Below are 14,312 nucleotides of genomic sequence, written 5' to 3' on the forward strand. Positions count from 1 at the left end.
ACTCAACGGGGTCTTTGATTGGCTTTCTGTTGCTGGACGAAACAAAAACGATAATGACAACAGGGCGACCTGAAGAATGAATGATATGGCTGCCGTAACAGGACAACTGGCAAGACTCAGGGAATCCCTCCAGCAGAAACAGCAGGAGCTTGACGGCATGGCGAGCTTCTCCGATGCCGAACGCACCCGCAGTATCCAGTTCATCGGCAAGTTGATGCAAGCCTGTCGCGGCCACGATCGCGAGCTCGACAACCGGCTCGCCAAGCTCAAGCAGAAACTTGAAGGCAACCCTCCGCTCACCTCCATCGATGCCGATCTGATCGCCATCGAGAAGCTGTTGCAGCAGCACAGCCACACCATGGAAGAGTCCATCAGCCTGACCCGGGCAGCCATCGATCTCGGCAGCAAACAGCTCAAAACCATCAAGGGGTTTCCGGAAGATACCCGCCGCGCCCTCAAGGAGTTTCTCGCCAGCCCGGAGAGTTACGGCATCGGCGATCACCAGAAGAAGGTGATCCGGCTGCTGGAGTTCTACCAGCAGGCGATCAAGATCCAGCTGCTGCCGCGCAAGCCGCTGATCCCCCCTTCGGCGGAGATCCCCACCGAGCTCTCCAGCCCGGCCCCTACCGACTCCTTTGACATCAAGGCACATGCCCAGATTTCAGACGAGTTGCAGCGTCTCATCACCGAGCTCGACTTTGCCGGCGCCGTGGGCGAGAGCCTCGCAGACATCCGCCGCCAGTTGCTCGGGGGCATCACCCCTGCCCTGCTGGCCGAAGTCTGCCTGCAGATCATCGAACTCATCATCGAGGGTACCCGGGAAGAGCGCAAAGCCTCCCAGGCGTTTCTCAGCACCCTGAACGAGAGTCTCTCCTCGGTCCATTACAGCTTTACCGAATCCCTGGATGAAGGGCGGGCGCTGCAAAATGCCGCCCATCTCAGCGGACAGGCGCTGGAGCGGGAACTCGCCGCCATCGATCGCGCCATGGCAGCCCATGACTCGCCACAGATACTCAGGGGCGCCATTTCTGGGCATCTGGACACCATCCGCCGGCTGCAGCAGGAGCGGGAGGAGATGGCCAACCGCGAGCGCCACCTGCTCACCCACCTCTCCAACATGGAAGCCAAGCTCAGGTTGATGAAGGACGAGACCGCCGAGTACAAGAAGCGGCTCAGCATCCAGAAACACAAGCTCTTCCTCGACAGCCTGACCCAGGTACACAACCGGGCGGCCCTGGACGAGCGGCTCGAGCTCGAATACAAACGCTGGCTACGCTATGGCACCCCCCTGTGCCTGGCCATCATCGACATCGACCACTTCAAGCACATCAATGACAATTACGGCCACATGGCCGGCGACAAGGCATTGAAGGTGGTTGCCAAGGCCCTGCAGAACGCCTTGCGCGACACCGACTTCATCGCCCGCTTTGGCGGTGAGGAGTTCGTGGTCCTGCTGCCGAACATCAATCCGGACAAGTACCAGAAGCCGCTGGAGAACCTGCGTCAGACCATCAAGAGCATCCCGTTCCGCTTTCGCGATGCCAGGGTCGAGATCACCATCTCCATCGGTGCCACCCTGTTTCGGACCGGCGACCATACCACGGATGCGTTCGAGCGCGCCGACAAGGCGCTTTACAGTTCCAAGCACTCCGGCCGGGATCAGGTCAATCTCGCCTGAATCCGCTTTGAGGGGCGGCTAAAAAAGCGGCAAACGCACAGTCCCCCTATTCCCCTGCCCACCCCCTTGCCTCTACTATCGAACCCGAGGGATGCCAAAGCATCCCGTTTTCTCCCCAGGGAAAGCACAACGATAACAAGCGAGTGAAAGGGGAAATTATGATTACACACATCAATCCCGTGGGCAGCATGGACCTGCTGTCCCAGCTCGAGGTGGATCGCCTCAAGCAGACGGCCTCCAGCGATATCTATCAACTGTTTCGCAACTGCTCGCTGGCGGTCCTCAACTCCGGCAGCCATACCGACAGTTCCAAAGAGATACTGGAACGTTTCAAATCCTTCGATATTCACGTGATCCGGCGCGAGCGCGGGGTCAAGCTCGAGCTGTTCAACGCCCCCGAGCACGCCTTCGTCGACGGCGAGATCATCCGCGGCATCCAGGAGCACCTGTTCTCCGTGCTGCGGGACATTCTCTATGTGTCGACCCAGCTCGAGTCCAATCGTCTGGTCAACCTGACCAGCTCCACCCATATCTCCAATGTGGTGTTCGCCATCCTGCGCAACGCCAAGGCGATCCTGCCCGGCGCCGATCCCAACCTGGTGGTCTGCTGGGGCGGCCACTCCATCAACGAGGTGGAATACCAGTACACCCGGGCGGTGGGTAGCGAGCTGGGTCTGCGCGAGCTCAACATCTGTACCGGCTGCGGTCCGGGTGCCATGGAGGGCCCCATGAAGGGGGCCGCCGTCGGCCACGCCAAGCAGCGGGTGCGCAACGGCCGTTACATCGGTCTCACCGAGCCTTCCATCATCGCCGCCGAACCGCCGAACCCCATCGTCAACGAGCTGGTGATCCTGCCGGACATCGAGAAGCGGCTGGAAGCCTTCGTGCGTCTGGGTCACGGCATCATCATCTTCCCGGGCGGGGTCGGCACTGCCGAGGAGCTGCTCTACCTGCTCGGCATCATGATGCACCCGGCCAACGATCGCCAACCCATCCCCATCGTGCTGACCGGCCCGAAAGAGAGCGCCGACTACTTCCGCGCCATCGACGACTTCGTCAAGGCGACCCTGGGGGAAGCCGCCACCAGTCTCTACCGGATCATCATCGGCGATGCGCCCGAGGTGGCCCGCGTGATGAAGGAGGCGATGCCGAAGATCCGCGAATACCGCAAGTCGGTGGGAGATGCCTACTCCTTCAACTGGTCCCTGCGGATCGAGCCCGAGTTCCAGCTGCCGTTCGAGCCGGATCACGCCAGCATGGCCAGCCTGGATCTGCATCGCAACCAGCCACCCCAGCTGCTGGCAGCCAACCTGCGCCGCGCCTTCTCAGGCATCGTCGCAGGCAACGTCAAGGAAGGGGGCATCAGGGCCATCGAGAAGAAGGGTCCCTTCAAGCTGCACGGCGACAAGGAGCTGATGCACCTGATGGACAGATTGCTGGAAAGCTTCGTCAAGCAGCAGCGCATGAAGCTGCCGGGCAGCCAGTACGTTCCCTGCTACGAGATAGTCAAATAGTCGGGACATCACAATGCACCGCACCGGAGGGGCCCATGGGCCCCTCTTTCATTGACTGGTCTTCTACGGGGTTAGCAGGAGACGCCACCATTGTTACAATGGCAATCCCCGACGCCCGGAGTGCCCCATGCCACACCTGCTCATCATCGATGCCCTCAACCTCATCCGCCGACTGCACGCGGTGCAGAGCCAGCAGGGACTGACCCCGGCTCAGGCCCTGCTCGCCACCCGTGCCAACCTCATCAACACCTGCAAGAAGCTCCTGGCGGCCAGCGAGCCGACCCACGCCATCGCGGTCTTTGACGGTGAGGTCCACAGCTGGCGCAAGACGCTCTATCCCCCCTACAAGGAGGGCCGCACCCCCATGCCGGATGAGCTGAGAGAAGGGCTTGCCGACCTGCAGGACGCCTTCTGGGAGTGCGGTGTGGATGCCCTGCTCTCCCAGACCGACGAGGCGGACGATCTCATCGCCACCCTGGCAAGCGGCATTGCCCAGCACGGCGCCAGCGCCACCATCATCTCCACCGACAAGGGGTTCTGCCAGCTCATCTGCCCGCAGATCCGGGTGCGGGATTACTTCAACAAACGCTGGCTGGATGCCGCCTTCGTCCAGCAGCAGTACGGCGTTACACCGACCCAGCTTGTGGACTTCTGGGCCCTGACCGGTATCAGCGGCTCCAACATCAAGGGGGTGCCCGGCATTGGCCCCAAGACCGCCACCCAGTTGCTGCAGCAATACGGGGACCTGGCTGCCATGCTGGAGGCCTGTGAGCGGGAGGAGGCCACCAGACCCCTGCTCAAGCTGCGCCAGCACCGGGAAGAGGCCCTGCTGGCCCAACGCCTGGTCCGGCTGCAGCACGATATCCCGCTCGGGTTCAACCTGCGGGAGATCCGCTACCCTCCCATCCCTGATGCCGGGGCGTGATCCCCAGCACACCATTTCCCAAGACAGGCCGTACCTGTTGACATAAATGGGTAAAATGTAAAGAAACATGGAGGATGTGGTGCAAAAATGGTATAAAGCCGACGAATCCTCCCCCTCTGTTCCCTAGAAGTGGATACGCCTCATGTCAAAAAGAAAGATTACCGTCATCCCGGGCGACGGCATCGGCCCCAGCATCATCGAATCCGCCATCCAGATCCTGACCCACGCGGGTTGTGACTTCGACTACGAATACGCAGACGCCGGTCTGGTAGCCCTGGAAAAACATGGCGAGCTGCTGCCCCAGGCCACCCTCGACCTGATCGAGAAGAACAAGGTCAGCCTGAAAGGCCCGCTCACCACTCCGGTCGGCGGCGGCTTCACCTCCATCAACGTCTCCCTGCGCAAGAAGTTCAATCTCTACGCCAACGTGCGCCCCGTCCTCTCCTTCAAGGGCACCAAGAGCCGTTACGACAACATCGACATCATCACGGTGCGCGAGAACACCGAAGGCATGTACTCCGGTGCCGGCCAGAAGCGCAGCGATGACAACCAGAGCGCCGAGGCGATGAGCATCATCACTCGGGAAGGGGCCGAGCGCATCGTCACCTTCGCCTTCGAGCTGGCGCGCCAGGAAGGACGCAAGAAGGTCACCATCATCCACAAGGCCAACATCCTCAAGTCCACCTCCGGCCTGTTCCTGGAAGTGGCCCGTCAGGTCGCGGCCCGCTACCCGGACATCCAGAACGAGGAGATGATCGTCGACGCCGCCTGCATGAACCTGGTGATGTACCCGGAACGCTTCGATGTGATGGTCACCACCAACCTGTTCGGCGACATTCTCTCGGATCTCTGTGCCGGTCTGGTGGGGGGGCTGGGCATGGCGCCGGGCGCCAACATCGGTGAAGGGGCCGCCATCTTCGAAGCGGTACACGGCTCTGCGCCGGACATCGCCGGCAAGAACATCGCCAACCCCACCTCGGTGATCCTCGCCTCCATCCAGATGCTGGAGTATCTCGGCATGCAGGACAAAGCGGAGCGCATTCGCGAGGCCGTGCGGGCGACCATCGAGTCCGGTGATCGGGTGACCCGTGACCTGGGGGGCACAGCGTCCACCAGCGAATTCACCCAGGCCATCATCGACCGTCTATAAATAGAATCCAACCATATGATTTTAAAAGGGAGCTTCGGCTCCCTTTGTTTTATGCCAACGCCTCCCTACCTCCCTCGCCAGATGAATACTATGTTGATATGAGGGATAAGGAGATCCACCATGCGTGCTACTTTCATCTTGCTGATTGTCAGCAGCAGTGCCACGGCATTAGACAGGCCAGTCGACAATGCCTGGTTGACGCCGCCTCCCCAGCACGAGGCGCCAGCCAAGCAGACCTGGCAATCCACCCTGGATACCAACGATCTGCTCAAACAGCCCAAGCCGCTCTCTCTGGGGGTGGATATCACCACCGACAGCAACGGTAATCGGCAGATCACCCCCTATCAGAAGCTGAACCTCACGGCAGAGAAGAGCGTCAGCCTCTCCTTCGAAAAGCAAAAGCCCAGGATCAAGTTCAACGCTGGCGGCATCAACACCTCGGTCAAGCTTCGCGGGGATGGCGTCAAGATGCAGTTCAACCCCAGTGACAAGACCATTCCCCTGCAAATTGAGCTGAAGATCACCGACGACGAGTCCATGATGCGTCTGGACTACCGCTTCTGATGACCCAGACACAAAAAAACCGGACGTCACCGTCCGGTTTTTTCATGCCCTGTTCCCGATGCTGCTTCAGGACTTGGGGGACAGCTTGGAGACCCAGAACTTGTTGTAGACGTGCACCGTGATCTCTTCGCGATCGTGATAGAGCTGTTTGGCCTGAATGATGAAACCGCCATCGATCTCTGCCAGCAGTCCGCGCAGCACCTCGATGTTGTGCACCGCCTCGGCGTAGCGCTTCTTCATCGGCAGCTTGAGGTTGAACATGGCTTCCTGACAGTCGTTCTCCCTGAACCAGTCGGCCACCATGTGGGTCACTCGCGCCGGCTTGTCCACCATGTCGCACACCAGCCAGTAGGTATTCTTCTTGCTCGGCCGCCACACGAAACCATCGTCACGGATGTGCTTCACCTGGCCTGTGTCCATCAGGGATTGGGCCATCATGCCGTTGTCCACCGCCGTCACCATCATGCCACGACGCACCAGCTGATAGGTCCAGCCACCCGGGCAGGCGCCAAGATCCACGGCCTTCAGGCCGGAGCACAGGCGCAAGTCCCACTCTTCCTTCGGCACGAAGACGTAGAACGCCTCTTCCAGCTTGAGGCTGGAGCGGCTCGGGGCATCGGCCGGGAATCGCAGGCGCGGGATCCCCATGTGGAAGGCAGAGTTGTTGAAGGAGTAGGAGTACCCCAGCATCAGGTGGTCATTGGCCAGGAAGAAGGCGTGGAACACGGGACGGTTCGGGGTCTCCTTCTTGGTCAGGATCTCGTTGCTGCGCAGCGCCTGGCGAAGCGGCACGGTGAACTTGCGGCAAAAGGCGGAGAGCTCCTTCGCCTCGTTGGTATCGGCCGTCTCCACCCGAAGATCCCCGCAAATGGCGTAACCGCTCGCCGCCTCCAAGATGGGAGAGACCCGATCGCTTATTTCCAGATCTTTCAGCTCGTGGGTCACCACCAGCATCTGGCGAATGAAGATAAGCTCGCGGAACGGCAGCTTGCGCGCCAGCAGATCGGCCTGCTCCTCGTCATACAACTCGAAGATCACATAGCCGCTGTCGTCCTTGACCCGGGCAAAGCCGTAGCACTGCATGTTGCCGGCACGCTCGGTGATCTCTGCCGCCGCCTCTTTCTCAAAACCCGGGCGGCAATAAAGCAGCAGATTATTCATTCTTTCCTCCAAGACGACAGCCGGCCCACATCAGAGCCGCCCATCCCAACATAAAACAGAGGCCACCGGCCGGGGTGATGAGCCCCAGCCCCTTGCTGCCAAGCAGCACCATGGCGTAAATACTGCCGGAGAATCCCAGGATCCCCAGCACAAAGACGGCGCCCGCGAAGGTGATCACCTTGCCGCGCACGCCGCACAGCCCCAGCACCAGCAGGGCCAGGGCGTGGAAAAACTGGTATTGCACGGCGGTGTTGAACGCCGCCAGCAACGAAGGAGCAATGCCGGTCGCCGCCAGCCCGTGAGCGCCGTAGGCCCCGAGCATGGTGGCCGTCAGGCCGAAGAAGCCCGCCAGCACCAGCCAATGTCGTTGGATCTGCATCTTCTCTCCTTGCACGCTTCTTCTCTCGACCCGCTCGAGATGGTCAGGAGCGGCCCACCGCCGCGATAAAATCCTTGATCCGCTCCGCAGCCAGTCGCAGGTTCTCCTGCTCGCTCATGCCGCTCGCCTTTCTCGGTTTGAAACCATGATCCCCGTCGGTCAGCCAGTGGACCGATACGGCGGGTGAGAAGGGGAAATCGGCCAGCTCGGCGCGGGAACCGAAGGTATCGCGCTCCCCCTGCAGCAGCAGCGTGGGCGTCGTGATCAGCTTGAGCACCTCGCCCCGCCATGCGTCGGGCTTGGCCGGGGGGTGGAAAGGATACCCGAGAACGATCAATCCTGCAGCATCCATCTCGTCGCCCCCCTCGCAAAACAGCTCGGCCGCCATCCTTCCCCCCATGGACTTGCCCGCCAGAAACAGCCGGGGATGGGCAAACTGACGCACCATCTCGCGCCAGTGGGCGAGCAGCACGGGTTGTCTGTCCGGCGGCCTGCGTTTGCCGTCCTGAGCCCGTTTGGTCATGTAGGGGAAGTTGAAGCGCACCACCTCGATCTCCGGCCCCGCCAGCAGTCGCGACAACTCGGCCAGGAAGCTGTGCTCCATGCCCGCCCCCGCGCCGTGGGCCAGCAGAATGCGAACGGGGGCGTCACTCGCCCCCTCTCTTGTCAGGTCAGTCACCAGGTCAACTCCTCAGGCATCGGCAAGGCGGGCACGCCTGCGGGCCTCTTCCTGCTCCACCAGTTCCAGCATCCAGTCGCGAAAAGCCACTATCTTGCCCTGATCGGACTGCTGCTCCTGACACACCAGATAGAAAGCGTTCTTGCTCACCAGCACCTGCTCGAACGGGCAGATGAGACGCCCCGCCTCGATCTCCGGCTGGGCCAGCACGCTGTGGCCGAGCGCCACCCCCTGACCGTGGATCGCCGCCTGGATCACCATGGTGGAGTGGCTGAAGATGGGCCCCTGATTGACATTGGGCGCGTCGATATCGAGCTGGCGGAACCAGGCCTTCCAGTCGCGCCGGGAGGTGTCGTGCAGCAGGGTGTGACGGGTCAGATCGTCCGGGGTGCGCAGGGGCTTGGGGCCGGTCAGCAGCAGGGGGGAGCAGACCGGGATCAGGTACTCGGTGTGCAGCTTGTCCGAGCGCAGCCCCGGCCAGTTGCCGCGGCCGTAGTAGATGGCCACGTCCACGTCGTCGGTGAGGGAGCCCTCGTCCATGTCCACCGCCTTGATCCGCACATCGATGTCCGGGTGGCGTTCGCTGAACTTGACCAGGCGGGGCACCAGCCACTGGATGGCGAAGCTCGGCTGCAGGGAGACGGTGAGCGCCCCCTTGGCGCTGCGGGCCAGCAGCTTGTCAGTCGCCTCGGAGATGGAGGCAAAGATGTCCTTGATATCGAGGAAGTAGCTCTGCCCCTCCTCGGTCAGTAGCAGGGAGCGATTCTTGCGGCGAAACAGCTTGATGCCGAGATACTCCTCCAGCGCCTTGATCTGGTGGCTGATGGCTGCCTGGGTCACGAACAGCTCTTCTGCTGCGCGGGTAAAGCTCAAGTGACGAGCCGCGGCTTCAAACGCTTTCAGTGCATTGAGCGGAGGTAAACGACGAGACATGGAATCGGCCGACGATGAATTTTTCTAATGGGGCGCATTATAAATTGTCGGTTGCGGGTCGACCAGTGAATAAACATAATTCGCCACGCAATTCGTTGTCATATGGCTCACACCTTCTCTTCCATGTTGGTTTACATGTGGTTTTTGTGAGTGAGTCGACAGTGATTGTGGTGTTGTGTTTCTTCCTCTGCGGGAAGAAGGGCTAAATCAGGTCGATTTAACCCAGTCTGTCATCTGAATGTGTTTGGCGCCTCCGGTTGGATGGCGCCTTTTTTCTTATCCTCCCCTACACCCGGAACTGGCCCACCAGTTGCTGCTGCTTGTCCGCCAGTTGCGACAGCTCGCGCCCGTTGTCAGCGGAGGTCGCCGCTTCCGCCCGAATGGTATGGCTCACATCGCGAATGTTGCTGACGTTGCGATTGATCTCGTCCGCCACGCCGCTCTGCTCCTGCGCGGCCCTCGCGATCTGCTCATTCATCTGGTGGATGGTGCCGACCGCCTGGATGATCTGCTCCAGCACGCTGACCGACTGCTCCACCTTGGTGAGGGTCAGATCCGCCTGGTGATGGCCGGTCAGGATCGCTTTCACCACCGCCTCCGTCCCCGACTGCAACTGGCCGATGAGGTTCTGGATCTCGACGATGGCGTTCTGGGTTCGGCCCGCCAGGTTGCGCACCTCGTCGGCGACCACCGCAAAACCGCGCCCCTGCTCACCGGCTCGGGCCGCCTCGATGGCCGCGTTCAGGGCCAGCAGGTTGGTCTGCTCGGCGATCCCCTGGATCACCACCAGGATGTCGTTGATGTTGTCGCTGTTGGCGGAGAGGTGCTCCACCACTGGTTTGGCATCGCTTATCACCGTCATCAGTCTGGACATGGCCTCCTGGGTCTGCGCCACCACGGACTTGCCCTCCTGGGCCGCCGTGTCGGCCTCATCGGCCGCCGCCACCGCCGCATTGGCATTGCCAGCGACCTGCAGGGCGGTAGCGCTCAACTCTTCAAACGCGGTCGCCACCAGATCCACCTCCTGATACTGGGACTGCATGCCGGCGCTGGTACGGGCTGCCCCTTGCGCCGCCAGGGCCGCACTGGCCCGAGTGCCCGCAACGGTGTCGATCACCTGGCTGATGGTGGATTGCAGCTTGTCCAGAAACTTGTTGAACCACTTGGCCAGCTCGCCTATCTCGTCATCCCTGCGCAGATCGATGCGCTGGGTGAGATCCCCCTCCCCGCTGGCGATGTCCTTGAGGCGTGCCACCACGGCGCGGATGGGCGCCACGATGCGCTGGGCCATCAGCCAGATGCAGAGCAGGGCGAGCGCCGAAATCCCGCCACCTATGGTGAGCTGGGTGGCCACGCTGCGCTGGGCCTGATCCTCAAGCTCCCCTTGCAGTTGCAGGGCCGAGGCGAGCACCACGGCACGGGGCAGCTCGATATAGATGCCCCACTTGCGATCCGTACGGCGCATGCTGACCGGCACGAAGGTCTGCAACAGGGCGCCGTCCGGGCTCCAACGGGTGGCCACGTCCCCCTTGGCGAGCCAGCCGTCGAGATCCTGCGCCAACGGCGATTGCGCCAGGCGGTTGCCAAGGGCGACCGGGAACCCTTCCACGCCGGCCACCCGCCCTTCACTGCTGAGCAGAAGCACCTTGCCCTGCCCCTTGTAGAGGGTCCGGCCCATCTCTTCCACCAGGCTCTGCAGGGTCCCCAGGGAGATGTCGACCCCCACCATGCCAAGCAGGGAGCCCTGGTCCAGCAGCGGCACGGTCACCGAGGTCATCAACACCTGCTGGGTTCCCACCTCGTCCACATAGGGTTCGAGCAGACAGAGCGCCTTGCTGCGGATGCTGCAACTGTACCAGTCGTTCTCAAGGCCGCCGTGTCCGGAGGGCTTGTCGTTGGCCAGCATCGCCTCGTCCATCACCTCCAGGCTGACCTTGCCGTCGACCCTGGCCCAATAGCTGGAAAAACGCCCCTTGTCGTTGGCTCCAAGCGCCGTCGACCCCTGATAGTTGTCATCCTCCCCGTCGAGCTGGTTGGGTTCGAATACCGCATAGACACCGAGCAGGTTCGCTGACGACTCCGCAGCATCCTGCAACTGCTGGTTGACGGCATTGCGCAGCGCCTCGGAGTGAACGAAGTTGTCGGCCGCGTTCTTGCGCTGGAACAAGATGCCCTCGGCAAGCAGGGTCGCCCTGAAGTAAGCCTCATCGAGGTAGCTGGTCACCCGGGCTGCCTGGGTCGCCCCCATGGCCTGCATCCAGTTTTCTGCCGCGTGCTGCCCCTCCAGGGTGGTGGAGGTGAGCACCTGCTCCTGCATGCGGGCCGCGTTGAAAAGAGAAGAAGCCACCAGCGCGACGGCACTGGCCAGCAGACAGCAACCGGCGATCAGGGTGATCCGTCCCTGAACAGAAAGAGAACTCATGCCACTATTTCCTAACGTCTACAGATGTGAACACTGTATCGGTTTTGGATACAAAAACTTAACTAAATCAGCAGAGATCCAGGCTTAATTGATTGATTTCACCCGCTCCGGGCAAACCAACGACCAGACCGAGCAGGCGAATGGGCTTTCCTTGAGCCCGTTGCAGTCCCTCGTGCAGCAGATCGTGGAAACGGGCCGCCTGATAACTCCCCTTGCGGTAGACGGTGGTCTGGTGAAAATCGGCAAACTTCAGCTTGATCCCCTGCCCCATCAGCATCTCCGCAGGGCAGGCCTTGGCAAAACGCTGCTCCAGCTCGGGAATGAGCCGGCTGAGCACCTGCCAGCAGGTGTCCTCGTCCAGCACGTCGCTGGCGAGCGTCGTCTCTACTCCGATGCTCTTGCGCACCCGCCTGGCCTGCACCGGCTGATCGTCATGCCCCCAGATGCGGCCGGCCAGCATCTCCCCGAGCTTGCCGAAACGGGCGATCAGCTCCTCGTTGCCGAGCTGGCGGGCATCTTCGCACGAATACAGCCCGAGGGACTCCAGCCGCTCTGCCGTCTTGCGGCCGATGCCGGGCAACTTGCCAAGGGGGAGCTGGCGCACGAACTCGTCCACCTCCTGGGGGCGGATGACGAACAGGCCGTCAGGCTTGCGCTGCTCGGAGGCGAGCTTGGCCAGAAACTTGTTCGGCGCCACACCGGCCGAGGCAGTCAACCCAAGCTCGGCGCTGATGGCGGCACGGATCTCCGCCGCCATCAGGGTGGCGCTGCCACCGCAGCGGGGACTCAGGGTCACGTCGAGATAGGCTTCATCGAGGGAGAGCGGCTCCACCTGCTCGGTGTAGCGCAGGAAGATGGCGCGCAACTGGCGCGAAGTTTCTTTGTAGACGGCCATCCGCCCGGGGATCAGCACCAATGGCGGACAGAGCTTTCTGGCCAGGGCGCTCGGCATGGCGGAGCGCACCCCGAAGCGGCGCGCCACGTAGTTGCAGGTGGAGATGACCCCGCGTCGGTCGGCGGCGCCACCGATGGCGAGCGGCACCTCCCTGAGGGCCGGGTTGTCCCGCATCTCCACTGCGGCGAAGAAGCAGTCCATGTCGATGTGAATGATCTTGCGCATGGCCGTGTCTGTTGCTGTGTCGACAGCCTCCCGAACAGATCATAGGGATAGACCCTGGGCATCCGGCGAGGAGGCGTGTCGAACGACAAAAATACTGTATGGATAACCAGTTGAACGTTCCATGCTACCCCAAGCCTGTCATTTCTGCCAGTCTGCGCGCGGGCGCGGCGGCATAGACTCTCAAGGCCACATCCACACGAGACTCAAGGAGGAGAAGCATGAGCATCATCCGGGCGGGGCTCTGCCTGCTGCTGTTGCCGCTAGCGACCATGGCCAAGGATCACCCGACAGCCGAATGCAGCTGGCTGTACAAGCGCATCGAGATACTGGAAACCGCCATCAGGCAGGGAGATGAACTGGGCACCAGGGAAGAGCTGGCAAAGCGAAAGAAAGAGTTCAAGGCAAAGGCATGCAGCCAATATGACTACTGACCCCATGCCACATAAAATAACGAGCCGACCCAGGGGTCGGCTCGTTTCGTTGCAAGGCTGCCTTCAGAGCGATATCCGTCGTTAGATGATGCGGTTGTCCACCAGCATCTTGCGACGAGCCTCTTCCTTGGCCATCTTCTTCTTGCGGTTGTCGCAAGGCTCGGGGCAGTCGCACTCCTTCTCGATCCCGATGGAACCCAGGCCGCCACAGGAGCCGGAGATGGACTTGCGCTGGAAAATGTAGCCGATGGCCATGGCCACCACGACCATCAGAAACACCCCGAAGGTGATCAGAAAGATCTGCATGTAGTTACCCCTTACTTCTTGACCAGATATGGTTTGAAGGCATCCGAATAAGCCTCTTCGAACCCGTCATCCGTCTTGGTGATGGTGAAGATGGCCAGCCCCCGTTCCTTGGCATAGGCCAGGCTCTTCTCCGGCCCCATGACCATAAACACGGTCGCCAACCCGTCTGCAGTCATGCAGGAGGGGTGGATGACGGTCACCGACACCAGGCGGTGCTGGATGGGCTTGCCCGTCAGCGGATCCATGGTGTGGGAGAAGCGCTTGCCGTCCAGCTCGTAATAGTTGCGGTACTCGCCCGAGGTGGCCACCCCGTTGTCACCGGGCAGGATCACCTCCTGTACTGAACCGGCATTGACGGTCGGCTTCTCGATGGCGACACGCCAGGGATGCCCCTTGCCGTTGACACCGTTGATGCGCAGCTCGCCGCCTATCTCCACCAGATAGTTGCGCGCCCCCTGGGACTCCAGGTACTCGGCCACCTTGTCTACGCCAAACCCCTTGGCAATGGCGGAGAGATCCACGTAGAGGTCCGGGATGTCCTTTTGCAGGGTATCGGCATCGGCAGAGGTTATCACATGCAGATTGCCAAGGCCCGTCTTCTGCCGGGTCTGGGCGATCAGCTCGTCGGACGGCACCTTGGTCGGTCTGGCATCCGGCCCAAAGCCCCACAGATTGACCAGAGGACCGACGGTGACGTCCAGCGCCCCGCGGCTCTCGCGGCCAATGTGAATGGCCTCGGTCACCACCCGCGCGGTATCGCGGGAAACCACCACAGGGGTATTGCTCTTGTGCTGGTTGAAGCGTGACAGCTCGGAATCCGGGCGATAGGTCGACATCTGATCGTTGACCCGCTCCAGCAAGACGTCGACCTCGGCTTGCAGCCTGGCGGCATCCTGAACAGCGCTATCTGCCACCTTGATGGAGTAGTAGGTACCCATGGTGCTGCCGGTGATGTGGATCTCCGGCTTCGATTGGACCGTTTCCTGACCGCACCCAGTCAAGAAAAAGGCTAGCCCGAAGGCTAGCCAGGTCTTTACAACGCTGTGCATG

The 14,312-nt window shown here is 61.5% G+C and carries 14 protein-coding genes; 6 read left to right on the plus strand and 8 right to left on the minus strand.

The genetic code is table 11. From position 1 onward, the window contains the following. Positions 1-76 precede the first annotated feature (76 nt). The 5 genes from C2U37_RS01745 to C2U37_RS01765 all read left to right on the plus strand — a co-directional run bounded on the left by C2U37_RS01745 (position 77) and on the right by C2U37_RS01765 (position 5,831). Positions 77-1,678, plus strand: a complete 1,602-nt coding sequence (locus C2U37_RS01745; RefSeq protein WP_043152479.1) for a GGDEF domain-containing protein — start codon at positions 77-79, stop codon at positions 1,676-1,678. Positions 1,679-1,836: 158 nt separating this feature from the next. Next, positions 1,837-3,192: a nucleotide 5'-monophosphate nucleosidase PpnN gene (gene ppnN / locus C2U37_RS01750; RefSeq protein ID WP_010673382.1), complete on the plus strand. Its 1,356-nt coding sequence runs from the start codon at positions 1,837-1,839 to the stop codon at positions 3,190-3,192. 127 nt (positions 3,193-3,319) lie between these two features. After that, positions 3,320-4,117, plus strand: coding sequence for a flap endonuclease Xni (gene xni, locus C2U37_RS01755; protein WP_042864270.1), 798 nt, complete (start codon positions 3,320-3,322; stop codon positions 4,115-4,117). Positions 4,118-4,259: 142 nt separating this feature from the next. Continuing rightward, positions 4,260-5,267 (plus strand): isocitrate dehydrogenase, encoded by a 1,008-nt coding sequence (locus C2U37_RS01760; RefSeq protein WP_010673380.1) that lies wholly within the window; start codon positions 4,260-4,262, stop codon positions 5,265-5,267. Positions 5,268-5,387: 120 nt separating this feature from the next. Continuing rightward, complete coding sequence (locus C2U37_RS01765; RefSeq protein WP_010673379.1) at positions 5,388-5,831, plus strand: hypothetical protein; 444 nt, start codon at positions 5,388-5,390, stop codon at positions 5,829-5,831. Positions 5,832-5,897: 66 nt separating this feature from the next. Here C2U37_RS01765 and rlmM read toward each other — a convergent pair whose 3' ends face one another. The 6 genes from rlmM to dinB all read right to left on the minus strand — a co-directional run bounded on the left by rlmM (position 5,898) and on the right by dinB (position 12,525). Further along, positions 5,898-6,992, minus strand: a complete 1,095-nt coding sequence (gene rlmM / locus C2U37_RS01770) for a 23S rRNA (cytidine(2498)-2'-O)-methyltransferase RlmM (protein WP_010673378.1) — start codon at positions 6,990-6,992, stop codon at positions 5,898-5,900. Further along, on the minus strand, positions 6,985-7,371 hold the full coding sequence (locus C2U37_RS01775) for a DUF423 domain-containing protein (RefSeq protein WP_010673377.1): 387 nt from the start codon (positions 7,369-7,371) through the stop codon (positions 6,985-6,987). The genes rlmM and C2U37_RS01775 overlap by 8 nt, the downstream gene beginning before the upstream one ends. A 43-nt stretch (positions 7,372-7,414) precedes the next feature. After that, the gene (locus C2U37_RS01780; protein WP_043152486.1) at positions 7,415-8,050 is read right to left on the minus strand and encodes an alpha/beta fold hydrolase; all 636 of its coding nucleotides are present in this window, start codon (positions 8,048-8,050) and stop codon (positions 7,415-7,417) included. Between the two features lie 12 nt (positions 8,051-8,062). Further along, the gene (locus C2U37_RS01785; protein ID WP_029313926.1) at positions 8,063-8,983 is read right to left on the minus strand and encodes a transcriptional regulator GcvA; all 921 of its coding nucleotides are present in this window, start codon (positions 8,981-8,983) and stop codon (positions 8,063-8,065) included. A 286-nt stretch (positions 8,984-9,269) separates the two neighbouring features. Then, positions 9,270-11,405 (minus strand): methyl-accepting chemotaxis protein, encoded by a 2,136-nt coding sequence (locus tag C2U37_RS01790; protein WP_043152488.1) that lies wholly within the window; start codon positions 11,403-11,405, stop codon positions 9,270-9,272. Between the two features lie 67 nt (positions 11,406-11,472). After that, positions 11,473-12,525, minus strand: a complete 1,053-nt coding sequence (gene dinB, locus C2U37_RS01795) for a DNA polymerase IV (RefSeq protein ID WP_043152491.1) — start codon at positions 12,523-12,525, stop codon at positions 11,473-11,475. A 218-nt stretch (positions 12,526-12,743) separates the two neighbouring features. On the opposite strand from dinB, the gene C2U37_RS01800 reads away from it, so the two are divergent. After that, the gene (locus tag C2U37_RS01800) at positions 12,744-12,956 is read left to right on the plus strand and encodes a hypothetical protein (RefSeq protein ID WP_039040708.1); all 213 of its coding nucleotides are present in this window, start codon (positions 12,744-12,746) and stop codon (positions 12,954-12,956) included. A gap of 81 nt (positions 12,957-13,037) precedes the next feature. Here the strand turns inward: C2U37_RS01800 and nqrM are convergent, their stop codons facing one another. Together nqrM and C2U37_RS01810 are read right to left on the minus strand one after the other, a co-directional pair. After that, positions 13,038-13,262 carry a (Na+)-NQR maturation NqrM gene (gene nqrM, locus C2U37_RS01805; RefSeq protein WP_010673371.1) on the minus strand — a complete coding sequence of 75 codons (225 nt, stop codon included), beginning with the start codon at positions 13,260-13,262 and terminating at the stop codon, positions 13,038-13,040. An 11-nt stretch (positions 13,263-13,273) separates the two neighbouring features. Further along, entirely contained in the window at positions 13,274-14,311 is a 1,038-nt protein-coding gene (locus tag C2U37_RS01810; protein ID WP_029313924.1) for an FAD:protein FMN transferase, read from the minus strand. Between the last annotated feature and the right edge of the window lies 1 nt (position 14,312).

It is taken from the genome of Aeromonas sp. ASNIH1, from assembly GCF_002934285.1.
GTDB lineage: Bacteria > Pseudomonadota > Gammaproteobacteria > Enterobacterales > Aeromonadaceae > Aeromonas > Aeromonas caviae.